The organism is Clostridium porci, from assembly GCF_009696375.1.
Classification (GTDB): Bacteria; Bacillota; Clostridia; order Lachnospirales; family Lachnospiraceae; genus Enterocloster; species Enterocloster porci.
Genome location: NZ_VUMD01000007.1, coordinates 101,132 through 126,291, shown reverse-complemented (window position 1 = coordinate 126,291; position 25,160 = coordinate 101,132). Strand labels below are relative to the sequence as shown.

The window sequence follows — 25,160 nt, the reverse complement described above, 5'->3', positions numbered from 1 at the left end:
GCAAAAATATATAAGGAGGTAAACCATTCATGGCAAAAGTTGAATTAAAACAGCCAATTGTAGACGAAATCAAGGCATTGCTTGACGGCGCTGCAGGTGCAGTTATCGTAGATTACCGCGGCCTGACTGTAGAGCAGGATACTCAGCTGCGTAAGCAGCTAAGAGAAGCCGGGGTGACCTACAAGGTATTTAAAAATACCCTGATTAAACGTGCGGCTGAAGGCACGGACTTTGCGGCTCTTGAACCGCAGCTGGAGGGGCCTACTGCGTTGGCGGTATCCAAGGAAGATGCCACAGCTCCCGCAAGGATCTTAGCTAACTTCGCCAAGGCTGCTCCACAGCTGGAGCTGAAAGCAAGTATTGTTGAGGGAACCTACTACGATGCAGCGGGAACTCAGGTTATCGCAACCATTCCGTCCAGAGAAGAACTTTTGGGCAAGCTGCTTGGCAGCATCCAGTCTCCGATTACAAATCTGGCTCGCGTACTCAATCAGATTGCGGAGCAGAAAGGCGGAGCAGCAGAGGCTTAAGCCTTTGTTTCCGATTCAGAATGAAGGAAGCGCTGGCCTGAGGGCTTAAGGCGCAGGCCAAAACAAATTTTAAATAATAAACAGGAGGACTATCAAATGGCAAAGTTAACAACCGCTGAGTTTATCGAAGCTATCAAGGAATTATCTGTATTAGAACTGAATGAATTAGTGAAAGCATGTGAGGAAGAGTTCGGCGTATCTGCAGCGGCAGGCGTAGTAGTTGCGGCAGCAGGCCCAGGTGCGGCAGCCGCTGAGGAAAAGACCGAATTTGATGTAGAGCTGACTGAGGTTGGTCCTAACAAGGTTAAGGTAATCAAGGTTGTTCGTGAGGCTACCGGTTTAGGCCTTAAGGAAGCTAAGGATGTAGTTGACGGAGCTCCTAAGGTATTAAAGCAGGGTGTTTCCAAGGAAGAGGCTGAGGATATAAAGACTAAGTTAGAGGCTGAGGGAGCTAAAGTTACTCTGAAGTAAGTAAGCCTTTTTCAGCAGAATATAGACTTTATGACAGGCAGATGTAAGTTTCGGAAGAGACTTCGGCTGCCTGTTTTTTGTTCCAGAACATAGTTTTATGAAGGCTGGGCCGAGGAGACAGTAAAAGGACTGCTCATGCAAGCAGCAACGTTACCGGGCGCCTGTGAGAGGGCATATTATAAACGAAATATTTTAACCTGGTAAAAGGATACAGAAGGAGCTGATGCTGTTACTACATTAGAATTCTATATTAGAATCATATATTTGAATAAGAATTTAAATTGATGAAAATGGGTATATTAGGTGTATATGAAGGCCTTAAAGAATATCTGGTCGTAAAAAGCAGAAAATTTATTACTTTAACCAAAGATTGTACAAATATAAGTACAATTTAATCAGGGTCTTTGCTTTTTGTAATAATTATGTAAGAAAATGCACAGGTAAATGTTATGGTATTTTCCTCAAATATATACTATACTAAATGCGTGTGATGGAGTTGGCTATCTTCATGAGAAAATTGTTGTTTTATTACAGTTTTAGTAGAATTTGCAAAAAATGCAAAAAAACTATTGATAATTTTCCTTATCCGAAGTATAATCAACTCGTAATGCAATTAGGAATTTCAAAAAGTATTTAAAAGAAAAAGGAGAGTGCATTAATTATGAGAAAGCAGACAAAATTAGTTGCTGTATTATCTACAGCAGCGCTTCTCGCTATCGGTGCATCCATGACATCCTTCGCAGCTCAGGGTTGGGCCGAAGAAGATGGAACCTGGGTATACTATAACAGAGATGGCGAGAGGGCAACCGATAAGTGGGCTAAGTCCGGCAATAACTGGTATTATCTGAACAGCGACGGCGAGATGGCGGTTGATACCCTGATTGATGACGGCGATAATTATTATTATGTAGATGCTAACGGTGTTATGGCTTCCAATCAGTGGGTTGCTATTGAGAATCCGGACGCAGGCGATGACAATGAGCCGGATTCCTACTGGTATTTCTTCCAGGCAAACGGTAAGGCTTTAACCAATGGGAATAATACCGGCGTAAGCTTAAAGACCATTAATGGCAAGAAGTATGCCTTTGATTCCGAAGGAAAGATGCTGTATGGCTGGGTAAATGCTGATAATGCAGAGCGGCTTGATGATGCTAATGGAGATGCCTTTAAAGAGGGCGACTATTTCTTCGGCGGTTCCGACGACGGTGCGCTGACTGTTGGATGGCTGCAGAAGGACGTAACATATGATGAGGCTTCAACTGATGAAGTTGTTGCTCCTGCGTTTAATGAGGATGCAGATCAGACCCGTTGGTTCTACTTCCAGGCAAATGGTAAGAAGGTAAAGGGCGATGCTAACGGCCAGAAGGAAAAGACCATCAATGGTAAGAAGTATGCCTTTGACCAGTATGGCGCCATGGTGGCTGAGTGGTCTCAGAATATAAAGAAGGCCAGCGGCAATACTGCAACTCCTGGTGAAGGAAAGGATGCCCAGTATTCACAGACCTGGAGATACTTCAATAGCGCGGAGGATGGTTCCAGAGTAAGCAAGGGCTGGTTTAAGGTTGTTCCTGCGAAGTATCTGAATGAAGAAAGATATAATGATGAGAGTGATGCATGGTATTATGCAGACGGGAACGGTCAGCTGTATGCAGGCGAGTTTAAGACTATCAATGGTAAGAAGTATGCTTTCAGAAATGACGGCCGTATGGTTGACGGTCTGAAATTTATTAAGGAAGCCAATGGCGGTCTTGATATAGCAGGTGACGAGGATAAGTACGATAACGGAGCCAACTTTGATGAGAACGCTCCTGAATTAAATAAAGATGGCTATCTGTGCTACTACTTCGGAAATGGCGAAGATGGAGCTATGAAGACTGGCAAGGCAAGCGTTGAGATTGATGGAGAGAAGTTTAACTTCTATTTTGAGACAGCCGGTAAGAATAAGGGCGCAGGTAAAACAGGCGAGAAGGATAAAAAGATTTATCAGTCTGGTAAGCTGTTAGCTGCTGGCAAGGATGAGAAGTATCAGGTAGTTAAGAAAGAGGCCAACGGTTATAAGAAGTATGCGGATGCAGAAGCTTTTGTTGATGCAGAGGCTGAGAAGAAGAGTATCACTGCTGATAATTTGCAGAAGTTAGGTATTAATAAAAGAGTTGGTGACGTAGCTGAATTGTATGAGGTTAAGACAGCGTCAAGAGATGCTCTTTCTCTGGTTAATACAAGCGGTAAGATTATTACCAACAATGGCAAGAACACAGATGGTAATGATTATAATTATGTAATCAAGAACAAGAAGCTTGTTGCTGTTTACGTAGAAAATTAAATAAAAGCCAATTAAGGCAAAGATAAGGGGAATGGCGTTATAACTGATTGATGAAATAATGATTAGTTATAGCGCCGTTCTTTTGTATTTGCTTATATTTAAAATATGGGAAAGGAAATGTTTGGTATGATAAAAAAGGGACTAGCAGTATTAGGGCTTATAGTAAGCCTCACTATGGTAAATGCTCTTGCAATACAGGCAGCTCCCTCTGCTGAAGCAGCAGTTGTGTCTGTAGAAAATTGTGGGGCCTATCTGTTTGAATGGCGTCCAATGGAATATGGAAGCGGACGCTATTTTGCGATTCTGGCTGGAGGAGATACGATTGCAGAGAAAGATGTAATTCTCAATCGAGGATACGATTACGCATATACCTTTGCCTCTGCTTCTTATCCTAAACCCTGGGGACAGGCTCCGCAGCTTGTGAATATGGAGGGCACATGGGGGATTCCTGAGAATTGGCATCTGCTTCCAGAAGGGAGCCAGCCAACGTTGCAAATTGTGCTATTCACAAATAATAAAAACCTGGCGTTCAAAGAAAGGTATATTGATGTTGTCAGCCTTCCAAAAGGTGTATCGGCTTCAGAGCTTCCGCCAGAGGTGAGGAAATATCTGATTAATGTGGACGGCTCTGACGCAGGAGCCTATCAGGGAACGGTAACCTCTGGCTGGATAAAGGAGAATGAGCAGTGGAAATACAGAAAACAAGACGGAAGCTTTGTAACCAGCAGCTGGCTGGCAGTGGATGGGAAGCAATATTATTTGAATGAGGCAGGGGTTATGCTTGCTGATACAATGACGCCAGACGGAATCTATGTAAATGGAAAAGGAGAGCGTACGAATTATATACCTGGCTGGAAGCAGGATGGCGATGCCTGGCGATACCTGACAAAAAATGGATCTTACGCTACAGCTTCATGGATTCAGGATTCGGATGGTAAATGGTATTACTTTGATTTAAGTAGTCGAATGGTGACGAACGATATAACGCCGGACGGATATTATGTAGATGCAAATGGTGTCTGGGATGGTCAGATATCTACCTCGTCCGGGGATAAGAATAATCTGGGGCCTTCCTTTTCCTAAGTTGAGATAATGCAGAAGAGATAATTGTGAATCGATAGAAGTACAAACTCTATTGCATGTACCCAATGCTTGTGTAAGCCTTCGAACTGATGTAAGATAAGATAATTCAGTTTGGAGGTTTCCTTTATAGAGAGGAAGAAGAAAAATAAGCTGATGCCTCAGGCAAATGTTAAAATCATAAAGTTGCGGAGTAATGGGTAAAATGCTATAATGTTTAAGTATTTGGATAATGGATAAGAAAGAGGATGGTAAGCTTATGGGCAAAATGAAGCTGAAAAAAAAGGCGGACAGTGCAACGTCTGATTTCATTATTTCCTGGAAGAAAACGAATAGTATTATTGCCGGGATTTTTACTTTGATCGTTATATCTGCCCTTCCCTTGGTGTTTCGGGATTATTATTTTGATATATTAAGGGTTAAGTATGCGTTCTACTACGGGACGGTTCTGCTAATGCTGGCTGTAACATTAATTGTAGCGATAATCTATATACGGATAGATAACCGCTTATATAAATGGGCAAATATGAAACAAATATGCAAAGGCCTTACTCTCAGGAGCTTACGAAAATGCGATTGGGCTATGATAATATTTATTATTACAGTTGCCGTCTCTACCTTTCAGTCGGAATATATTTATGAATCCTTTTGGGGAAATGAAGGAAGATACATGGGTTTATTCCTGTTTTTGCTCTATGGCGCCAGCTATTTTATTATTAGCCGTTTTCTGAGCTTTAGACAATGGTATTTAGACGCATTTTTGGCGGCTGGGATGATTGCCTGTATAATTGGGATTTTGCAATATTTTAAAATCGATCCCATCGGTTTTAAAGCTGAGATTGATCCAAGAGAATATCGGATGTTTACGTCAACAATTGGAAATATTAATACGTATACTTCCTATTTGGCGCTTATTTCCGGTATGGCTGTTGTGCTGTTCACCATTGAAAAAAACATATATAGAAGGATTTGGTATCTGTTTAATGTAATTGTATCTCTTTTTGCCTTGATAACAGGTATCAGCGATAATGTTTATTTAGCATTGCTGGCGCTTTACGGATTGCTGCCCTTATATCTTTTTAGCAATATAAAGGGTGTGAAGAAGTATATATTGCTGCTGGCCATTTTGTTTACAGAATTTCAGATAACCGGCTATATTAATAAAAGGTTCTCCGCTCATGTATTGGGAATAGATGGTATATTTGACATTATTGCAGAGTTTGAATACCTTGCTTATTTGGTGATTCTGTTATGGGGAGCGGCTGTTTGCCTATATATTTGGGATGCTCATTTATCTAAAAAAGGAGCTATAAGAAAAGAAAGAAATACAGGGAGATGGATTTGGCTGGGGGTTATTGTTTGCGCAGCCCTAAGCGTATGTTATGCCCTCTATGATGTGAATATCGCTGGGAATACAGAAAGATATGGTTCATTGAAGACCTATCTCTTCATTGATGATAATTGGGGAACTCATAGGTGGTATATTTGGAGAATTGGCATGGAAAGCTATGAGAAATTCCCGCTAATTCATAAAATATTTGGATATGGGCCAGATACGTTCGGTATTATTACGGTTCAGAACTATTATGAAGAAATGAAATCCAGGTATCATGAGATATTTGACAGCGCTCATAATGAATATCTGCAATATCTGATTACAATCGGCATTGCGGGCCTTGCCGCTTACCTTTCCTTACTTTTCACTTCCATTGTACAGATGCTGCGTTCATCGAAAAAGACACCAGCTTTGATGGCGATTGTATTTGCTTTGGTTTGTTATGGTGCGCAGGCTGCGGTCAATATTAGTATACCGATTGTTTCACCGATTATGATGACGCTTTTAATGATAGGCGTGTCGGTGGATCGGCGAGCAGATCAATCATAGCATGTTTTTAATGTGTTAAAGTTAGATTGTTTTCGTATGCAAGGAGATGCTGCAAAATAGAAAGGCGCAGCATCCCCTCTTTCTTTTCGTTATGAATAGATAGATAAGTTATTAAATTGGTTTACTATGTTATCAGAAAAGGTATAGCTGATTGTTTTAGGAGGAAGTAAATGTATTAATTGTTTTACTTCATCAATGTTAATGTCTTTATCAGAAAGATGGATTAGTACCTCAGCAATCGTATCCAGAGCTGCATCATTCCAGTCATAGCGTGCAATTTCCTGAGTACCAAGTCGAATACCATATCCATAAAATAGTGCTTTATGTTTTTTGTTTAAGGTTACTTCAAGTTTATAGGCATTATTATATATTGTATTCATTTCTTCTTTACTGCAGCGGATGAAAATTTGATGGGTTCTAGAAATCTGCCCATGAACATCTGCCACATCATACCCCTTTTCACGCAATCTGCTTCCTAGATAGTTTGAACAATGAATCATATGGCTCATGTATTGTGAACCATATTTTTCAAATTCAATTAACGCAAAAAGCAATGATATTTTCTGATGCATTTGCGAATGACGCAAATATTTAGGATTAATTTCAGTTTCCATCATATCATGCAGATATTTTTCATTTGTCATAATCAGCCCAGATGCCGGTCCTGGAAACGTTTTGTGGGTACCGCCAAACAGGATAATATTCTTCATTGTTTTCAGAGGATTGGAGCAAAGTCCTGCAGCAATTAATCCCATAATTTGGCTGCAGTCCCAAAGTAGAATACAATGAGTGGTATCAATCTGTTCCACATTGAGAGGCTTGATTAAATCTGAGGGAGCTAACAGCACATAATCAATTTCAAGTTTTTTAATCATTTCATTCGCAGCACGGTAGTCTAAGTCATTTTCTTCTAAATCGTATGGCGCATCGTAAACCTTTACTCCCAGCCGTTCTACAACTGGCCTGACAGAAGCATGTCCACCGTAATCCTTATCTAATATCATCATTTTGCTGCCTGGCTTGCATATGGTTTTTGTGATCATGTCAATACAATGCATACCTGTAAATGGACGTGGATCGGTATACTTGGCACCGAAAATCCTGCCGCACACATCAGATATTTTTTGATAGAATGGAAATAATTTTTCACATCCTATAAAGTTGTCATCCATATTAAAAGAATAAGTATTATTCATAATATATCTCTCCTGGAAACCGAAATTTAACGGCAGATTTGCGAAAGGGGAGATTATATTTTCAGCAGCGCATAAAGGTAACGAACGCTCGTGATAATCTTTAAAATCCTTTGAATAATCATAAAGCTGCATGAGTTCATTTTCTGTATCGGTATAATATACGCCGCCTATTTTTATATTTTTATCCATTTTAAACAATTTTAGTGATCCCTCCATAAAGTCATGACATTGGTAATAAACCCTGCCCTGATAGTTTACTTTTTCCTGTTCGTCTGGATTAACATCACAGATATATGTATCTCCCTTGCAGCGGAATTTGAACATTGAATATTTTAGTTTTTTGAGTGATTCAATTCCAATAATGTTATTTTCCCTGGCTGCTAACAGGCAGCATAAGTTATGCATGATCTGAGAATCTGCATTATGAAGATATTTATCATCAAATGCTCGTAATTCCTCCAGAGAATCGAATTCATGTATAATTTCTGAATCACATCTTTTCGCATACATATAAAGTTCCTCCAGGTAATCATCCTGTATATCTGCCCAAAATTTGCTTGCTGTTTCCGGCAAATCATATATTTTTTCCAGTATTTCAATCATGCGTGAGGAGAACTGGGTGGAAAAGAACGCATATCCTAAGGTCACCCACGTGTCGTAGCATTTATCTCCATACATTGTTGTAAGAATTTTATCATTCTCATCTGTTTCAATACCTCGTTCCGCAGTCTTGCCCGATTCATAAACAGTACAGTAAAAGGAATCATAAGCATAGGTTTGGAAGATATTTTCTTCAAAGTATAAATCAGATGATGTTATAATTGTGTTTTTTAGATAATGGCGTGCAGCCCAAATACTTGCATGATTATTTCTGGTGTTATATTCTTGGGTTTCAATCAGTATTACCCCATATTTTTCAGCAAGATATTCAAATTGTTCTTTTAAATATCCTACAACAATGATAATTTCTTGAATGCCTTTTTCGCGTAATTGACATATCTGACGTTCAACCAAAGGTTCTCCCTTAACGACAAGTAATCCTTTGGGCTTTTCATAGTTAAGTGGAACAAATCGGGTAGACATTCCAGCTGACAAGATGACTGCGTTGTCTATACGGTGTGTATTCAGCTCTGCTTCTCCCTTTTTTGATAGCTGTCCGTCAAGAATAAAACCCCCGTTTTTCAGGGCAGTAATAGACTCTTCGATTGTATCCAGCGGCTTATACAGGATACGGGCCAGATAGTCAGCATCACATTGGCCTTTTTCTTTAATGCTCATTAATACATCAAATTCTGTTTTCTTCATAAGCAAATTATACTCACCTTTCTTTTGAGGATTTAATTAATTTTTTAATGATTTTTCCTGGCATTAGTAGTTTCCAAAATCCAGTTTTATATATTCATGGCATCTCCTCTTGCTAAGAGGAGGCGGCGTCATATAATCTCCATAGGATTGCTTCAATAAGTCGTCATATTTTTCAATTGCAGAGAATGTGGTATCTTCAAATGGTAAATTAAGGTAGTGGTTATGCCAGGAGCTAGGAATTGTATTACTCTTATATCCCAACACACCTACGGCACATGTTATCATGTCCCCCGGGGGATATTTTCGCAGTTCCCGTTCGCAATGCGCAACTAAATATCTGTGAGTCATAAACCGGCTAATAAATTGCAATATTATAAAAATACCTTTTTTAAACATTTTGCTGTTTTCAGGAATTTTTGCTCCATGTTTTGCTATCAAGAGATTTTTAAAAATTTGTATGTGAATGTTATGGATATTTCTTTTCCATTGACTGTGAGGGATATTATCCCATGGAAAAATATCTACAAAAATGCCCTTTTCGCAAATAGTATCCTTTCCTCTTTTTTCAATAGCGCAGGTTCCTTTTAATAGTATTTTTGCAAATCCATTATGATATTCTGTATCGGTAATCCAGGTCTGCAGTATGTACTCAGATCCCAATTCTGTTTTGCATTTATTAATGAACCTATCATAATTTTCTCGTGTCATATCAATATCCATGTCGTCATCCCAGGGAATGAATCCTCTGTGGCGGACTGCCCCTAATAGTGTTCCTCCGCTGAGACTATATTGAATACCATTGTTTTCACATATTCGTTTGATTTCATTTGCTATTTTTAATGTTAATTGATGCAGTTTATGAATTTCGTCTTCGGTCATTATGAATACTCCTTCCTTTCGTGGCAATGATTATGAAGGCTTTCTGTAATTAAAGTGGATTGCTGAATTCGAGTCTGTATTTTATGCAGTAAAAGGCTCGGACTGTCAATAATATGGCTTCTGTTAGGCTGCGCAGGATAGCAATGGATACCAGGTTAAAGTTACCAGATATAATTAAGGCAATTAATCCAATGATCTGAAAAATTGCAGTCCAGACTGTTGTGTGGGTAACCTGTTGCTCTTTATTAATAGAGCCTAGGGCCGGCCATCCCAACAACATGGCTGGGAAGCTGCATATGAGTACAGGAATCAGAAGCCGAAATACGGTTGAAGCCGCTTCATATTGCTTACCGCCCACTAAAATAAGAATAAACGGCGCATTAATAAATGAAAATATGCTTCCAGCTAGAACAATTGGCATAAAAATGTAAAGTATCTTTTTGATAAGATGAAGACTTTTGCATTTAATCATTTCTGGATATACCCCGTCTGTAATAGGGCTGTATAATGATTGAACTGCTCCGATTAGCTGCATGCTTAAACTCCAATAGGCGATAGTTTCATTTTGAAGAAACATTCCGATTAGAATGGTATTCAGAGTGCCAAAGGCAGTTGTAGCCATATTTGAAACAAAATAGACAGATGCTTCTTTCAGTTTGACGATGGCTGCCTTTAATGTGATACACTCAGCTACAAGATTCATCTTTTTTAGTTCTGTCCAGATGAAAGCAATAGCAACAGTAGTGCCAATTATTTCTAAAATAGGAATTAAAAGAATATCCTTATCTTCTTTTATAACTGCAAAGGTTAATATAGTGGAAATACCTCGCATAACTACAAACCGGATAGTGATAATCTGCATTTTTTCCATACCACGAAACAGGTAATCAAGCAAAAATACAGAAAGAAACACAGGGATAAATGATAAGGTAACAAATAGCTTATTTATACTTAATATTGGAATGAAAAAACTCATGATCAGCAACATACTAAATGCTATGATTGCTAAAAAAATCCTTGCAATCAATATTTCGGCTGTTATTTTACCCATTGATTGTTTATTTTGCTGCGCTTGAACAATATCTTTGGTGCCAGAAAGCAGAAATCCAAAATCAACTAGAATCTGCATATATGACATAACAGATTTTGTATAAGCAACTGAAGCATAGGATTCTACAGATAGCACACGTGTCAAATATGGTAATGTAAGTAATGGAAAAATAAGCTTTGCAATATTCATGCTATAAAGCATCACTGTATTGTTTACTATTTTATTATTTTTCATTGTCTACCTTTACAATAAGTTAAATGTTCATAATACCTTTTGCTATACAATCTTTATGGAAATTTCAGGAACGTATGATATGGTACACATAAGGCGGTATTTGTAAGTAATAAATAAAGGTAATAAGACCACCCTGCTAAAAAGCATATAATATATATTGTTGAGCATAGCGCTTTGATACGAACCACTATCCTAGGTATTAGTAAAATAAGAAAAATATCAAAGTAATAGCCAAAACGCCATATTAATGCAATTTTAGTGGTCATAACGCCGATGCCAGCTCCTATGAGCGCAAAAAAAAGAAGGCGATATAAATCCTGGTTTGTATCTAACTGAGGGTTTAACATAAAAACAAGGATGGTAAATCCAAGTTTAGCCATTAAAAACACAATATATGTATTGCTGAATGGAACACCTGCAAATTTGGTGTGTCCCATTTGTGAATAGGCATAATAACGGGGAAATAATTTAAATGCAATATTCAGTAATACATCAAAATTTATAAATATAATAAAGAAGGTAATGATACAAATAAGTATGGTATGTTGATTCACTCTTTTAAGGAAAAAAGAAAAAATCAATACAAGGCATACAATGGAAGAGGCATGAAAAGACATCGCAATCAGAAATAGTAATATTGATTTAATATAAGCTCTGTGCGATGTGCTTTTTTTTAGTACAGTATATATGTTAATCCCGATTGAAAGTGCACAGTATTGGCGTAAACTTACCATTGAAGTTAAATAATGGTTAAGTGTGATAAAGAAAAAAACAGGCCAAAAGGTGGATTGGAATGAGGGCGTATTTTTTATTATAAAGTAACCTGTTCCAGTTAAAATTAATGCACTGACAACAGCCAGCAGCCAATGAGGGTTGTTGCTGGTTATTGTTCCTATGATTTGGTTTAAAAAGACGTATCCTTTTTCCCAATTTTGTATTTCCCAACTGGATGGAACCGTGTTTATGTTGAAGTATCCACGCACATAGGCGGGGGTATCAATACCAACCTCGAGTGTACGAACTGCCTGAATGATAAATATGGGAAGAAAGGCAGCAATAACAAAATACCTGTTCCTTGTTTTTGATATAGCTTTATAGAAAAAAATAAAACCTAATATACAGATATATAATAATAGTCCGATATGTATTGCCATGGATCACCTCTATATATGATAATAAATTCAATACCGGAATTTAACTTTAAGATATGCCATTATATATAATAGGCTCCAGTAATTGTGTTTAACCCCAAACAAAAATAATCGCATCCTTAATGGTAATTTTTGTAAATAAGAGCTTTCAAAACACCCAGGGTATTTTTGGGTTGTAGAAGATATAAAATTTGCAATAGCTTGCTTCTCCTTTTTTGCGCATAGCATATGGAGTGTGCCGGCATATAATAGTTCACGTAGAAAGAGCTCCTCTAAAATATCCGGATACAGGGACAATTTATCTTCTATTATTTGGAATGCCATAATATCGTTATTTATCTCAAAGGCGTTTGTTGAGTGCATTAAAGAATTTGGATGCATGCTGTAATAGTAAAGGCTCTTTTTCAGGTAAAATATAGTTTCACAATAAGACAGAGCTATTTTGTTAAAGACCATATCTTCTTTAATATATATATCAGGAAATTGTATATTATTATTAGTGATAAGTTTTGTTCTATAAAGTTTGCAGCATACACTGCCTGAGGAATATAGTAAAGCCTGCTTTTTATCAAGTGTTCCTTGCGAAAGCTTTTCTACGGTAGAACGGGAACTCTTTTTATTCTTAATAATAAAAAAATCAAATAATATACAGTCATATGATTGTTTTAAAACTAGTTGCTGCAATAGTTGAACTGCGTCATCCCTTAACCAGTCATCACTATCTAAAAAAAGTATATAATCCCCGTGGGCTGTGTTGATTCCTTTATTTCGTGAAGGACCAGGACCCTGGTTTTTATTATTATGCAGCAAATATATGTTCAGATGGGAGCGTTCAATGGTTCGGTCTAATTCACTGGATAAAATATCTGTAGAAGCGTCGTCAATTAAGATTAATTCAAAGTCATCACATGTTTGGTTTTCTAATGACGTAATGCACTTTTGGATATTACCATAGCAATTAAAAAATGGGGTGATTATAGATAAGAACATGCCGGTCCTTTCTGTCTTTTATTTGTGGTGCAGCTGTTTTGTGTATATATATTTTCTCAAAGATGCAGGAGCCATGATGATGCAAAAGCGAATAAGGCAATTTGTGAGAAGTCTTCCAAAAGAGATAAATCCCAGTTGCCAAATCTTAAATTGAAAATAGAAGATTTTTTTTGCGTAGTTCAATCCGCCTCTGCGCATGTACATTCCGTTTCCGATTCGCGCAAATACAAGTATCTTATTTATGTTCATGGCAGAAAAGCCTTTTTGGAGCATTCGGATCCAAAGGTAGTAATCTTCAGCCAAGCTTATTTCCATATAATTACCAGCATTCATTACAGCATCTTTTCGATACATTACCGCCATATGATTCATGGGATTACGTTTCTTGGCAAACTTTAAAATAGTTTCATGCGTTAGGGGAACATGACGTATACTTTGTATCTGGTCTGGCGTATTTTCAAATTCAGCGATTAATCCGCTGCACAGAGCTAAATCTGGATTTTCTGAAAATGCATTTAACTGTAATTCGCAGCGGGTAGGTAATGATATATCATCGCTGTCCATTCTTGCCACAAGGGTGTTTTTACAGGTAATTAGGCCGATACTTAAAGCATTGCCCGCCCCGGAATTTGTTTTTAGCCGAATAATTTGAAAAAGATTCTCATGCTTGCTTGTCAGGTCATCTATTACGGAATCTAGTTCAGGAGTTAGAGGGCCATCACATACTAATACAAAATCGTTTGTTGGAATTGTCTGCATAAGCATGCTCTCAATGGCTGTTTTCAAATAGTGGGGATTTTCTTTATCATAAACCGACATTAATACTGAATAATTAGGATACATAAATTACTCCTTTTCGTTTGTATCCGGTAAAAGCCGAGCGGTTGTCTGGTTTTCTGCAATTCCTTTTGTGCTTTCTCTCATAAATAGAATTTTTAATGTCTGAATCATGAGCTTTACATCCATCATTAATGAATAGTTTTGAATATAATGTAAGTCCAGTTTTAGTTTGTCATAAGGTGTAGTATTGTATTTTCCAAAAATCTGAGCATAGCCAGTTAAGCCGGCTTTGACTCGAAGACGGTAACGAAATTCTGGCATTTCTTCTTCATATTGCCGGGCAATCTCCGGACGTTCCGGCCGGGGACCGACAATGCTCATATCGCCCTTAAGAATATTACACAGCTGTGGCGTTTCATCTAAGCGTATCTTTCGTATAAAAGCACCTACGGGAGTTATGCGATTATCATTAACACATGCCAAACGGGCAATCCCATCCTGTTCAGCATCCATTGTCATGCTGCGAAATTTATATACGTAGAATTCGCGGCCTCCAAAGGTCAGGCGCTTTTGTTTATAGATAACAGGGCCTCCGTCTTGAAACTTTATGGCGATTGCTGTTATCAGCATAAAAGGAGAGGCGAGAATGCAGGCGGTTCCGGCAATTATGATATCCATTGTCCGTTTGAAAAAGGCCTGTTCAACGGATATGTGTCCATTACGTGCCATAATCAGGGGAGTGTCAAATAAAGTTATATCCTCAGCGCTCCGAACTAAAATGTCTGAGAGCTTGGGGGTCATATATACGCGTATTCCCTCTCCATAGCAATATTTCAATAGCTGATTCCTTATGGAAGAGGGGACGTCACAAATAACAATGGCATCATAGGATGAAATCATTTGTTCGATTTTCATCAACCCGGCATCAATGTGAATCACATTTTTTATTTGATAGCGATCGCTTCGGCTATTCATTTTATCCATGAGCGTTAAGGAAGGTCTATTGCCGTATATTAAAAGCATTTGCCTGGGTGGAAATAATTTTTGAAATAAAAAATTTGCCAGGAAGATCCAAATACATACAGCAATCACCTGTAAAACAAACATTACCAGGAATGGTATTATATTAAGGAAGTGTTTTGCTAATAATGCAATCTGGAGATATGTAAACATACTAGTTAGTATGAGGGAAAGAATTTGAGAGTAAAAAACGTTCCCTCGTTCCAAATACCCTATTTTCAGTCCGCCATACATTCTTGAAAAAAAGAGTAGCAGTAGTCCATAAACCATGGCCATTAACCAGTCGCCTTTACGAAAAAAAGGAGTACCGGCAACCTGTGAAAAGTACCTGTTCCATGCAAACCAATAGATACCGATTTCTACGATCAATATTGCAATTGAGGTTAAGAAGCGAATTATTCTTTTGTATTGTTCATAATTTCTCATTTGCAAACACTCCAAATTGTATTTCCCTACCAGGATTATTTTATGGTTAAGAGTCAACTTCTTACAATGATTCTTATACGAAGAAGATAACAGATAATAGAGCTGTTAAAAAAGAATTAACCTTTTTTTAATATTTAAAAGTATCCCAAGAGTTGCTTTAAAGTGCTGTTGATGTTATACTATACAAAAGTTTGAAAAGGCTATATATAGGAAAGTGGGAGAACGTGTCGTTTCCTTCCCTTTCTTCCACATATTGTTATTGCTTTTTTCGGAACAAGTGCTATTATAATATTGGGATGTATAATGAAATTTGTCGTTCTTGGCAAAGTACGGCAGAAAGTAGTTGTTTTACTTGGCATAAGAATCATTATAGGAAGCATAAGCACTGTAAAGAACTCGAGGTCGCATTTTATGAAAAGCTACGATCAATATAAACGATTCATACGCCTTTTAGCGGCAGTATCTATTTTAGCGCTGGAAATCAGTATGTATTCGTGGGCTTGGATTTATTATTTGTCACATGAGGCAGGCTCTCCATTCTTCAAAAAGGGCGATTGGCTCATGATTGCAGTGTATGGGATTCTGTTACTGTTTTTTTCAAAAATGTATGGCGGGCTGCGTATTGGTTATTTAGAAAAAGGGAATGTAATGTATTCGCAAATACTGTCGGTTACGTTTGTTAATACCATTACCTATCTGCAAATTGCTTTATTAGCAAAGCGATTTTTAAGCTTAAATTCATTTCTGCTTTTATATGTATGCGATATCGTTGCGATTTGTATTTGGACGTTATTGGCCAATTATATGTTTCAAAAATTATTTCCTCCTAGAAGGATGCTTCTAATTTATGGCAACCGTCCGTCTTTAACACTTATGGATAAGATGAGTGTACGAAAAGATAGGTATGAAATTTGTGAGGTAATACATATTGATATTGGTTTTGATGAACTGCAAAAAAAAATCGTGCAGTATGAAGGTGTCATTATTTGCGATGTACCGTCCCCTGTTCGTAATACAATTTTAAAATATTGCTATAGCAAATCAATCCGGGTATATCTGACTCCCAAAATATCGGACATTTTAACCCGCAGCGCAGAAGAGATAAATCTTTTTGATACGCCGTTGCTTCTGATTCGAAATGGAACAATGAACATTGAGCAGTGTTTTTTAAAAAGGCTGATGGATATAATCCTTTCCATGCTTGCGCTTGCTGTAACGGCGCCGATTATGCTGATAACGGCTATTGCGATTAAATATTGCGATAATGGCCCTGTCATTTATAAACAGAAACGCTTGACAGCAAATGGGAAGAAATTTGATATCTATAAGTTTCGAAGTATGTATATTGATGCGGAGAAGGATGGCGTAGCCCGGTTAGCTCAGGAAGGAGACTGCCGGATCACTCCCGTGGGGGCGTTTATCCGTAAAGTGCGGATCGATGAGCTTCCACAGCTGATTAATATTTTAAAGGGAGATATGTCTATTGTTGGACCGAGGCCAGAACGACCGGAAATTGCGCTTCGATATAAGGATGAAATGCCGGAATTTGATTATAGATTGAAAATGAAGGCAGGTTTGACCGGATACGCGCAGATATATGGCAAATACAATACCACACCTTATGATAAGCTGAAGCTGGATTTAAATTATATTCAGAATTATTCATTGATGTTGGATGTGAAGTTGATTATTTTAACTGTGAAAATTTTATTTATGAAAGAAAGCACAGAAGGAATTGCCAAGGAACAGTCAACCGCTAAGTTGATTAGGTCAAATGAGAAAGCACATGAAAAGGTTGAAGGTTAAAGAGTATGGGGAAATATTATTCTGTTTTAATGGCAGTGTACTACAAAGATAATGTGGATTTTTTTAAATACGCCGTTGACAGTATGCTGAATCAGACCATAAAAACAAATGATTTTGTATTAGTATGTGACGGGGAACTGTCAGATGAATTAAATGCTGCTATAGACAGTTACACTGATAAATTTCCTGAAATATTTCATGTGATTCGTCTGAAGAAACATCAGGGCTTGGGTAATGCCCTGAGAGAAGGAGTTCTAGCCTGCTCCAATGAACTAATCGCTAGAATGGATAGTGATGATTTCTCTGAGCCGAATCGAATTGAGCTGCAGCTAAAGGAGTTTTCGGATGATCCAAAGCTGTCTGTATGCGGAGGGCAGATAGCTGAATTTGAAAAAGATATTGATCAGATAACAGGTATCAGAGCGGTTCCCTGTTCGGAATTAAAAATAAGAAAATTTGCTAAGGCAAGAAATCCGGTGAATCACATGACAGTAATGTTTAAGAAAGCAGATGTTATTGAAGCTGGAAATTATATTGAGTTAAACCTGGCGGAAGATTACTATTTGTGGGTACGTATGCTGTGTGAAAACAAAAAATTCAAGAACATTGCTCAGGTTTTAGTTTATGTAAGAACCGGTAACGGGATGTACCAACGCAGAGGCGGATTGCAATATGTAGGAAAAATGATATTAGTGCAAAAAAAAATGTTAGAGCTTAAGTTTATTTCTTTTCATGAATTTATATTTAATATTCTTTTGAGAAGCACTGCTGCCCTACTCCCATCTAATGTAAGAGGAAGTGTATACAAACATAAATTAAGAAAAAACCATAACATAATAGAATAAGGATATATAATTATGAAACCAAAGAGCAGGATTATGTACATCGTATCCTCATTAAAAAAATGCGGACCAACTAATCAATTATATGAAATCATAAGGAATTTAGATTTCACTAAATATGTTGCTATATTAGTCGTCTTATCTGAGCTGGAAGCTCCTGACAGGCATAAAGATTTTGAAGCTTTACCGATTCACTTAGTAAGTATGCGCCTTAGGCGATTTCAATATGAATTTCAGCAAAGGCGACAGCTAAAAGCAGTAATAAAAAAATATGAGCCCGATGTGATACATACTTCTGGTATCAGAGGAGATGTGTTTGTGTCACAACTGAATATGGGGGTGCCTCATTGCGCAACGATTCGCTGCTGTTTTAAAGAAGATTATTTGGGGCGCTATGGTTATTTTCTTGGGATGATAATGTATAAAAAGCATGTAATGGCTCTTAAGAAAATTACGTATTCAGTATTTTGCTCCGAAAGCCTGAAACTCAAATTTAAAACCGTGAAATGCAGAGCCTGTGAGGTGATTCACAATGGCGTTGATGCAAAGCGGTATTTCCCATGCAGAAGCCAGGAGGAGAAAAACGAAATAAAATCAGAGCTAAAGCTTGATTGTAATAAAAAAATTTTTGTGGTTGTCGGGGAACTGGCGGAATGGAAAAATCCTCTTTTAATTGTGCAGGCATTCAATGAATCCAGGTATAAAACAAATTCCCTATTAATTTTTTTAGGAAAAGGAAATTTGCTGGACGAATGTAAAGCGGCTGCTGGAGATAATATCTTATTTTTGGGACAAACAGAATTAGTGGACAAATACCTTAGGGCCGCTGATGTTTATATTTCTGCTTCACGTACCGAGGGGTTTCCTAACTCTGTACTTGAAGCTGCAGCCAGCGGAACAAGCCTTATTTTGTCAGATATTCCCCAGCACAAGGAAATGTTCCAGAATGACGAAAAGGCAGTTTCTTATTTTGAATTAAATCAGAAAAAACAGTTAAAGCATATAATTGAAAAAGAACAAGAACTGTCTCCTGCCGCCATCAATTTCAGCCTTTCTCAATATATAAGTGAATCGTTTAGCGGAGTCTCCATGAGCAGAAAGTACCAAAAATTATATGAAAGAATGAGAGCAGAAGGATGCTAGTTTATGCCATTAATTTGCTTTTGATCGTAACATGGCCATTTGTTCTGTATAAAAGAAGTGGATATGTAAAAGAAAAAGTATACTGTTGTATTGTAGCGGTCCAGTTAATGATAATCTCTGCTTTTCGTTCCTTGTCGGTGGGGCAGGATTTGCCAGGGTATAATGAATGGTTTAATCGGATTCGAAGTACACCAATTCAGCAGATGTATCAGCTAAAGTATGTATCGGGCTATGAGGGTATGGAAACAGGCTGGAATTGGCTGAACAAGTTTTTGAGCATAGTATATCCCAATTTCCGCATTGTCATTATCTTTACCAGTTTTGTTTTTGTTGGAGGCATGTGTTGGTTTATTTTAAAATATTCCAAAATAAAATGGCTGAGTTTTTATCTTTTTATTACTCTGGGATATTACACCCAAAGCTTCAGCGCTTTGAGGCAGTATTTGGCGATTGTTATATTACTATATGGATTTAAGTATGTTGAAAGAAGAAAACTGGTCAAATTTATTGTTGTTGTGTGCATTGCCTCCTTTATACATAAATCAGCTCTTGTGTTTCTTCCTGTTTACTGGCTGCCCAAGATAAAAGCAAAGGGGCTATATTGGCCTGTTATAGGTTTTTGCTCAGTTGTACTATTGATGTATGCACCTAACATATTGCGTTTTGTGATAGAACGAACGAAATATCGTGGATATTTGAAATACCTTGGACAGGGCAGTGGAGATGGTATGCTGGTTATGTTTTTAGGCTTTGTTTTTTTGATTCTTGTCTATATAAGGAAATATAGAAGATCAGATGGGAATGCAGATTTATATCTTTCACTATTTATGATAGCGGTTTTGTTAAATATTGCTTCACTGAGCCTAGGGCTGATTGGCAGAATTATGCTGTATTTTCATATATCTTTAATTATATTGCTGCCCAATCTTTTGGCAACCGTAAAAAATCGACAATCTCGATACATGGGTTTACTGGCAGTCTGTTCACTTACATTTATTTATTATTTCATTTTCTTGCTTAAGGCGGATATGCAGGGGGTAGTGCCATATGTATTTATGTGACGGAAAAGGTGCAGGAGGAAGCATGTTTTCATGAATATTGTTTTTTTGATAGGAGGATTACAAAAGGGAGGAGCAGAGAGGGTTGTTGTAAACCTAAGTAATTATCTTGCCTCAAAACACAATGTAACAATTTTGACATTAAGCAACAAGACAAGCGCCTATCCGCTGGATGAGCGTGTTCGATGGAGTTCTTTGGATGGAGGGCAAAAATCGAGAGCTTTTATTATAAGAAACATGTGCCGGTTCATCCGATTAATTAGATGGTTTAAAAAGGCAGATGAGGACATCTATGTAGCATTTTTGCCTGTGACCAGTTATATCCTTTTGGTATTAAAAAGGTGGTTTCGAGCTGCAATTGTTGTATCGGTGAGAAGCAATCCGAAGCAGTTAGGGAAAAAAGCAATACACCGATATTGCATGGAGCTTTTATTTCCAAGAGCAGATGGAATTGTATTTCAGACCCAAGAAGCTAGGGCATATTTTCCGAAATGCTTACAGGAAAAGTCAGTTGTGATCCCTAATCCGGTTAACATGGATTTAAAAAATATAAGTAAACATACTAGAAAAAAACAAGTAGTTTCTGTTGGACGTCTGGAAAAAATGAAAAACTTTGAATTGCTCATTCGGGCTATGTATAAAGTCTGGGAAGAGCCTATTTTCAAAGAATATCAGCTTATAATTTATGGAGAGGGAAGCCAACGGCCATATTTAGAAGATTTAATTAAGGAATTAAAAATAGAAGACCGTGTTCATTTGCCTGGTATTTGTGATAATCTGGAGGCTCAGATTTGTGACGCTGCACTATTTGCATTTTCATCACGATATGAAGGTATGCCAAATGCCCTGCTAGAAGCAATGACTTTAGGATTGCCTGTTATTTCTACAAAATTTACAGGTGGTGCGGCAGAATATCTCATTCAAAATGGACAGAATGGACTTTTAGTTAATGATGATATTGATGAGATGGCAAATGAGATAAAAAGGGTTTTGTCTAGTCCTGAATTAGCGGAAGGATTAGGGAAAGAGGCAAGAAAAATAGGGGATACTTTGTCGATTGACATTATCGGAGATAGATGGGAAAGATATCTTGAAACGATTTTATCCTGTACAAAAGGTCAAAGGAGAATTTAGTAATGAATTTGTATGAAGATATTATAGCAGGAAAAGAAAAACTGTCCCTCATTGGGCTAGGCTATGTTGGAATGCCAATTGCTGTTGCTTTTTCTAAAAAAATCAAAGTAATTGGATTTGATATTAATAGTGAAAAGATTGAATTATATAAATCCGGCTGTGATCCTACGAAAGAAGTTGGAGATGAGGTTATTAGAAATTGTGCAGTAGAGTTTACTAGTGATGAGAGAAGGCTGAGGGAAGCTAAATTTCACATTGTGGCGGTACCCACTCCGGTCAAATTTGATCATACACCTGATTTAGAGCCAGTGGAAAGTGCCAGTCGCGTATTAGGGAAGAATTTAACAAAAGGCTCCGTAGTGGTATATGAATCTACTGTATATCCAGGAGTAACGGAGGACATTTGCGTGCCAATTCTTGAGAAAGAATCAGGGCTTAAATGCGGTGTTGATTTTAAGATAGGTTATTCACCTGAACGAATTAATCCAGGAGACAAGGTGCATCGGCTGGAGACAATCACTAAAATTGTTTCAGGAATGGATGAGGAAACATTGAATACAGTTGCCAGTGTATATGAAATAGTGGTTGAAGCTGGGGTGCACAGGGCTGAAAGCATTAAGGTTGCGGAAGCTGCAAAAGTGATTGAAAACAGTCAAAGGGATATAAATATCGCTTTTATGAATGAACTTTCCATCATTTTTAATAAAATGGGAATCGATACGAAAGCTGTATTAAAAGCAGCAGGAACAAAGTGGAATTTTCTGCAATTTGAGCCTGGACTGGTTGGAGGACACTGCATAGGTGTTGATCCATATTATTTGACTTATAAAGCGGAGACTTTGGGCTATCACAGCCAGATTATCTTATCAGGACGAAGAATTAATGATGACATGGGGAAATATGTCGCTGAGAATCTGGTGAAATGCTTGATAAAAGCTGAAATTCCTATCCGCCATGCGAAAGTTGCGATTTTGGGATTTACTTTTAAGGAGAATTGCCCTGATACAAGAAATACAAAAATTATTGATATTATTAAGGAATTATCCGAGTATGAAATAGCGCCTGTAGTGATCGATCCAGTGGCTGACATCATGGAGGCGAAAAGAGAATATGGGATTGATTTTTACGCATTAGAGAAAACGTCAGACATAGATGCTGTAATATTGGCGGTAGCTCACAATGAATTTAAAAATTTAACAAAAGACACGCTAGATGGGTTATACAACTTATCAAACAAAAAGAAGATATTACTGGATATAAAAGGGTTGCTGAATAAAAGAGCTTATACGGAACCGGAGTATATCTATTGGAGATTATAACTGAAAGAAGCAGGTGACAAGCATGGGGTATAAACAGCTGCAATTTGATAAAGATACATTATTTTTAGTTACAGGAGGCGCGGGTTTTATCGGGTCTAATTTATGTGAGGCAATTCTGGATATGGGGTACAAGGTTCGATGCCTTGACAACCTTTCTATAGGTAAACGAGAAAATGTGGAACTTTTTTTAAATCAACCTGACTATGAATTTATACAAGGCGATATTACAGATCAGGAAACATGTATGAAAGCATGTGATGGTGCAGATTATGTGCTTCACCAAGCTGCCTGGGGGAGCGTTCCACGAAGTATTGAAATGCCTTTATATTATGAGGAGGTTAATATAAAAGGAACTTTAAATATGATGGAGGCCGCCAGGCAGAATCATGTAAAAAAGTTTGTATATGCATCAAGCTCGTCGGTCTACGGGGATCACCCTGATCTTCCCAAAAAGGAAGGGCAGGAGGGAAATGTCCTTTCTCCTTACGCATTAACAAAAAAAGTGAACGAAGCTTATGGGAAACTGTACAAAACGTTATATGGACTGGATACTTATGGACTGCGTTATTTTAATGTTTTTGGACGTAGGCAGGATCCGGATGGGGATTATGCAGCAGTAATTCCAAAATTTTTGAGGTTGCTGCTTCATGATGAAGCTCCTACTATCAATGGAGATGGTAAACAGAGCAGAGATTTTACATACATTGAGAATGTAATTGAAGCAAATTTAAAGGCATGCAAGGCATCCTCAGACGCAGCTGGACAGGCGTTTAATATTGCATATGGAGGCAGGGAGTATCTGATTGATATCTACTATCTGCTGACAAAATCGTTGGGGAAAAATATTCAGCCAATATTTGGTCCGGAGCGCCAAGGGGATATTAAACATAGCAATGCAGACATTTCAAAGTCACGAAGGCTGTTGGGTTACGAGCCTGAGTGGAGTTTTGATAAAGGAATACAGGAAGCGATCGCATGGTACAGGGAAGTACTAAAATAATAAATGTTAAAAACAGCTGCTATAAGTGAAAGGATTTTCAAGACGTGAGACAGAGCCTATGTAAGCTGAGGTTACAGAGAAGCTGTTTAGGGAAGAATACGTGAGAGGTTTTATGAAGGATATCGCTCAATTTTTAATAAAAAATTTCAGTTATCCCATATGGCTGAAATTAAAACACTATACCGGCAGGCAGAAATTTAATGAATATCTTTATAAAAATCAATATAATTCCATTGATGAAAATAGAAAGCTGCAGGGAGAAATTCTTTTTCGCTTTATTGATGATGCTTGCCGCAATGTTCCTTATTATAGAGAGCTTGTTAGACAAAAGAACATTAATTATTCGGCAAAGACAATATTTCAGGATATTAAAAAATTTCCTATTTTGACCAAAGATATTATAAGAAGCGAAGGAAAACGGTTGGAGAACCCCCATATACATAATTTTATTGTAAATTCATCTGGAGGTTCGACAGGGGAACCGATTACCATTCTTCAAGATTTTAACAGGAATATATGCGACTCCACAGCGTTTTTCCACTCCATGGTAGGTTGTGACATAGGTGATAAGCTGATTTCCTTATGGGGATCGGAAAGGGATATATTTCTAGGGAGAAAATCAATTAAAAATAGCCTTTCAAATAAATTTATTCATAGAACAGCCTTTATAAATACATTTATGATGTCTCAGGAAGATATGTTTCATGCTGTAAGAAGGATTAACCAGTATAAGCCTTCATATATGATTTGTTATGTACAGTCGGTGTTTGATTTAGCAAAGTTTATTCGCAGTAATCAACTTCAGGTATATTCTCCAAGAGGAATTATTGTAAGCGCGGGGACTTTGTTTCCGGACTGGAGAGATTATATTGAAGATACATTTCATGCTCCGGTATATAACCGATATGGCTCCAGGGAAGTTTCAGGGATTGGAATGGAATGCCGGGAAAAGAACGGGATGCATGTCAATGTGTTTACACAATACGTCGAAATATTAAATGATTTTGGAGAAGACGTTCCGGAAAATGTAGACGGTAATATTATTATAACAAATTTGGTGAATCACAAAATGCCGTTGATACGCTATCGTATAGGCGATATTGGAGCAATCTCAAGCGTTCCCTGCAAATGTGGAAGGGGTTTTCCGAAACTGACGCATGTAAAAGGACGGAGCGTTAATATTTTTGTTACAAAAGATAATAAAAAAATTGATGGTGAATACTTTACACATTTATTTTATTTTAACGACTGGATAGAAAAATTTCAGGTAATACAAATTGCTTTTGACAAAATAATTATAAAAATTAAAACAAAGGATAATAAAGAAATTGAGGAAACGTTTAAAACAAATATTAACCAGAAAGTCAGGCTGGTAATGGGCAATGACTGTATGATTGAGTATGAACAGGTAAAGGAGCTTTTACCTACATCATCAGGAAAGTACTTATATACAATTTCAAAATTGAATTCATGACTGATGCCCAGAGCTGGGCTATGATTTAAAAACAATAAAGTTGCTAATATAGATTACTAGGCT

General features: G+C 37.5%; 20 protein-coding genes. 13 read left to right on the top strand and 7 right to left on the bottom strand.

What is annotated here, in order from left to right; all coding sequences use genetic code 11:
* Positions 1-29 precede the first annotated feature (29 nt).
* From rplJ to FYJ39_RS09645, 5 genes are all read left to right on the top strand, one after another.
* Positions 30-530, top strand: coding sequence for a 50S ribosomal protein L10 (rplJ, locus tag FYJ39_RS09665; RefSeq protein ID WP_154472260.1), 501 nt, complete (start codon positions 30-32; stop codon positions 528-530).
* A gap of 96 nt (positions 531-626) precedes the next feature.
* On the top strand, positions 627-1,001 hold the full coding sequence (gene rplL / locus FYJ39_RS09660; protein WP_154472259.1) for a 50S ribosomal protein L7/L12: 375 nt from the start codon (positions 627-629) through the stop codon (positions 999-1,001).
* Positions 1,002-1,662: 661 nt separating this feature from the next.
* A complete protein-coding gene (locus tag FYJ39_RS09655; RefSeq protein ID WP_154472258.1) occupies positions 1,663-3,324 on the top strand; it encodes an argininosuccinate lyase in 1,662 nt (553 codons plus the stop codon).
* Positions 3,325-3,450: 126 nt separating this feature from the next.
* Positions 3,451-4,407, top strand: a complete 957-nt coding sequence (locus FYJ39_RS09650) for a choline-binding protein (RefSeq protein WP_154472257.1) — start codon at positions 3,451-3,453, stop codon at positions 4,405-4,407.
* A 256-nt stretch (positions 4,408-4,663) separates the two neighbouring features.
* Positions 4,664-6,289, top strand: coding sequence for an O-antigen ligase family protein (locus tag FYJ39_RS09645; RefSeq protein ID WP_154472256.1), 1,626 nt, complete (start codon positions 4,664-4,666; stop codon positions 6,287-6,289).
* A gap of 89 nt (positions 6,290-6,378) precedes the next feature.
* On the opposite strand, the gene FYJ39_RS09640 is transcribed toward FYJ39_RS09645, so the two are convergent.
* The 7 genes from FYJ39_RS09640 to FYJ39_RS09610 all read right to left on the bottom strand — a co-directional run bounded on the left by FYJ39_RS09640 (position 6,379) and on the right by FYJ39_RS09610 (position 15,321).
* The gene (locus tag FYJ39_RS09640) at positions 6,379-8,790 is read right to left on the bottom strand and encodes an NTP transferase domain-containing protein (protein ID WP_154472255.1); all 2,412 of its coding nucleotides are present in this window, start codon (positions 8,788-8,790) and stop codon (positions 6,379-6,381) included.
* 63 nt (positions 8,791-8,853) lie between these two features.
* Positions 8,854-9,669, bottom strand: coding sequence for a LicD family protein (locus FYJ39_RS09635; protein WP_154472254.1), 816 nt, complete (start codon positions 9,667-9,669; stop codon positions 8,854-8,856).
* 49 nt (positions 9,670-9,718) lie between these two features.
* On the bottom strand, positions 9,719-10,954 hold the full coding sequence (locus FYJ39_RS09630) for an oligosaccharide flippase family protein (RefSeq protein WP_154472253.1): 1,236 nt from the start codon (positions 10,952-10,954) through the stop codon (positions 9,719-9,721).
* Positions 10,955-11,007: 53 nt separating this feature from the next.
* Complete coding sequence (locus FYJ39_RS09625) at positions 11,008-12,108, bottom strand: EpsG family protein (RefSeq protein ID WP_154472252.1); 1,101 nt, start codon at positions 12,106-12,108, stop codon at positions 11,008-11,010.
* Positions 12,109-12,135: 27 nt separating this feature from the next.
* Positions 12,136-13,095 (bottom strand): glycosyltransferase family 2 protein, encoded by a 960-nt coding sequence (locus FYJ39_RS09620; RefSeq protein ID WP_154472251.1) that lies wholly within the window; start codon positions 13,093-13,095, stop codon positions 12,136-12,138.
* 18 nt (positions 13,096-13,113) lie between these two features.
* Positions 13,114-13,938 carry a glycosyltransferase gene (locus FYJ39_RS09615; protein ID WP_154472250.1) on the bottom strand — a complete coding sequence of 275 codons (825 nt, stop codon included), beginning with the start codon at positions 13,936-13,938 and terminating at the stop codon, positions 13,114-13,116.
* Positions 13,939-13,941: 3 nt separating this feature from the next.
* Entirely contained in the window at positions 13,942-15,321 is a 1,380-nt protein-coding gene (locus FYJ39_RS09610) for a sugar transferase (RefSeq protein WP_154472249.1), read from the bottom strand.
* Positions 15,322-15,624: 303 nt separating this feature from the next.
* Between FYJ39_RS09610 and FYJ39_RS09605 the strand changes: the two genes are divergently transcribed.
* From FYJ39_RS09605 to FYJ39_RS09570, 8 genes are all read left to right on the top strand, one after another.
* A complete protein-coding gene (locus FYJ39_RS09605; protein WP_328597538.1) occupies positions 15,625-17,127 on the top strand; it encodes a sugar transferase in 1,503 nt (500 codons plus the stop codon).
* 5 nt (positions 17,128-17,132) lie between these two features.
* Positions 17,133-17,972 carry a glycosyltransferase gene (locus tag FYJ39_RS09600; protein WP_154472248.1) on the top strand — a complete coding sequence of 280 codons (840 nt, stop codon included), beginning with the start codon at positions 17,133-17,135 and terminating at the stop codon, positions 17,970-17,972.
* Between the two features lie 12 nt (positions 17,973-17,984).
* Positions 17,985-19,112 carry a glycosyltransferase gene (locus FYJ39_RS09595; RefSeq protein ID WP_154472247.1) on the top strand — a complete coding sequence of 376 codons (1,128 nt, stop codon included), beginning with the start codon at positions 17,985-17,987 and terminating at the stop codon, positions 19,110-19,112.
* The gene (locus tag FYJ39_RS09590; protein WP_154472246.1) at positions 19,106-20,173 is read left to right on the top strand and encodes an EpsG family protein; all 1,068 of its coding nucleotides are present in this window, start codon (positions 19,106-19,108) and stop codon (positions 20,171-20,173) included. The genes FYJ39_RS09595 and FYJ39_RS09590 overlap by 7 nt, the downstream gene beginning before the upstream one ends.
* A 30-nt stretch (positions 20,174-20,203) precedes the next feature.
* Entirely contained in the window at positions 20,204-21,304 is a 1,101-nt protein-coding gene (locus FYJ39_RS09585; RefSeq protein ID WP_154472245.1) for a glycosyltransferase family 4 protein, read from the top strand.
* Between the two features lie 2 nt (positions 21,305-21,306).
* On the top strand, positions 21,307-22,623 hold the full coding sequence (locus FYJ39_RS09580) for a nucleotide sugar dehydrogenase (RefSeq protein WP_154472244.1): 1,317 nt from the start codon (positions 21,307-21,309) through the stop codon (positions 22,621-22,623).
* A 22-nt stretch (positions 22,624-22,645) separates the two neighbouring features.
* Positions 22,646-23,623 (top strand): SDR family oxidoreductase, encoded by a 978-nt coding sequence (locus FYJ39_RS09575; RefSeq protein WP_154472243.1) that lies wholly within the window; start codon positions 22,646-22,648, stop codon positions 23,621-23,623.
* Between the two features lie 112 nt (positions 23,624-23,735).
* Positions 23,736-25,097, top strand: a complete 1,362-nt coding sequence (locus FYJ39_RS09570) for a phenylacetate--CoA ligase family protein (RefSeq protein ID WP_154472242.1) — start codon at positions 23,736-23,738, stop codon at positions 25,095-25,097.
* Positions 25,098-25,160 lie beyond the last annotated feature (63 nt).

Excerpts from the sequence above, each read along its gene's own strand:
- rplJ (WP_154472260.1), top strand. The coding sequence starts at position 30 with ATGGCAAAAGTTGAATTAAAACAGCCAATTGTAGACGAAATCAAGGCA.
- rplL (WP_154472259.1), top strand. The coding sequence starts at position 627 with ATGGCAAAGTTAACAACCGCTGAGTTTATCGAAGCTATCAAGGAATTA.
- FYJ39_RS09655 (WP_154472258.1), top strand. The coding sequence starts at position 1,663 with ATGAGAAAGCAGACAAAATTAGTTGCTGTATTATCTACAGCAGCGCTT.
- FYJ39_RS09650 (WP_154472257.1), top strand. The coding sequence starts at position 3,451 with ATGATAAAAAAGGGACTAGCAGTATTAGGGCTTATAGTAAGCCTCACT.
- FYJ39_RS09645 (WP_154472256.1), top strand. The coding sequence starts at position 4,664 with ATGGGCAAAATGAAGCTGAAAAAAAAGGCGGACAGTGCAACGTCTGAT.
- FYJ39_RS09640 (WP_154472255.1), bottom strand. The coding sequence starts at position 8,790 with ATGAAGAAAACAGAATTTGATGTATTAATGAGCATTAAAGAAAAAGGC.
- FYJ39_RS09635 (WP_154472254.1), bottom strand. The coding sequence starts at position 9,669 with ATGACCGAAGACGAAATTCATAAACTGCATCAATTAACATTAAAAATA.
- FYJ39_RS09630 (WP_154472253.1), bottom strand. The coding sequence starts at position 10,954 with ATGAAAAATAATAAAATAGTAAACAATACAGTGATGCTTTATAGCATG.
- FYJ39_RS09625 (WP_154472252.1), bottom strand. The coding sequence starts at position 12,108 with ATGGCAATACATATCGGACTATTATTATATATCTGTATATTAGGTTTT.
- FYJ39_RS09620 (WP_154472251.1), bottom strand. The coding sequence starts at position 13,095 with ATGTTCTTATCTATAATCACCCCATTTTTTAATTGCTATGGTAATATC.
- FYJ39_RS09615 (WP_154472250.1), bottom strand. The coding sequence starts at position 13,938 with ATGTATCCTAATTATTCAGTATTAATGTCGGTTTATGATAAAGAAAAT.
- FYJ39_RS09610 (WP_154472249.1), bottom strand. The coding sequence starts at position 15,321 with ATGAGAAATTATGAACAATACAAAAGAATAATTCGCTTCTTAACCTCA.
- FYJ39_RS09605 (WP_328597538.1), top strand. The coding sequence starts at position 15,625 with ATGAAATTTGTCGTTCTTGGCAAAGTACGGCAGAAAGTAGTTGTTTTA.
- FYJ39_RS09600 (WP_154472248.1), top strand. The coding sequence starts at position 17,133 with ATGGGGAAATATTATTCTGTTTTAATGGCAGTGTACTACAAAGATAAT.
- FYJ39_RS09595 (WP_154472247.1), top strand. The coding sequence starts at position 17,985 with ATGAAACCAAAGAGCAGGATTATGTACATCGTATCCTCATTAAAAAAA.
- FYJ39_RS09590 (WP_154472246.1), top strand. The coding sequence starts at position 19,106 with ATGCTAGTTTATGCCATTAATTTGCTTTTGATCGTAACATGGCCATTT.
- FYJ39_RS09585 (WP_154472245.1), top strand. The coding sequence starts at position 20,204 with ATGAATATTGTTTTTTTGATAGGAGGATTACAAAAGGGAGGAGCAGAG.
- FYJ39_RS09580 (WP_154472244.1), top strand. The coding sequence starts at position 21,307 with ATGAATTTGTATGAAGATATTATAGCAGGAAAAGAAAAACTGTCCCTC.
- FYJ39_RS09575 (WP_154472243.1), top strand. The coding sequence starts at position 22,646 with ATGGGGTATAAACAGCTGCAATTTGATAAAGATACATTATTTTTAGTT.
- FYJ39_RS09570 (WP_154472242.1), top strand. The coding sequence starts at position 23,736 with ATGAAGGATATCGCTCAATTTTTAATAAAAAATTTCAGTTATCCCATA.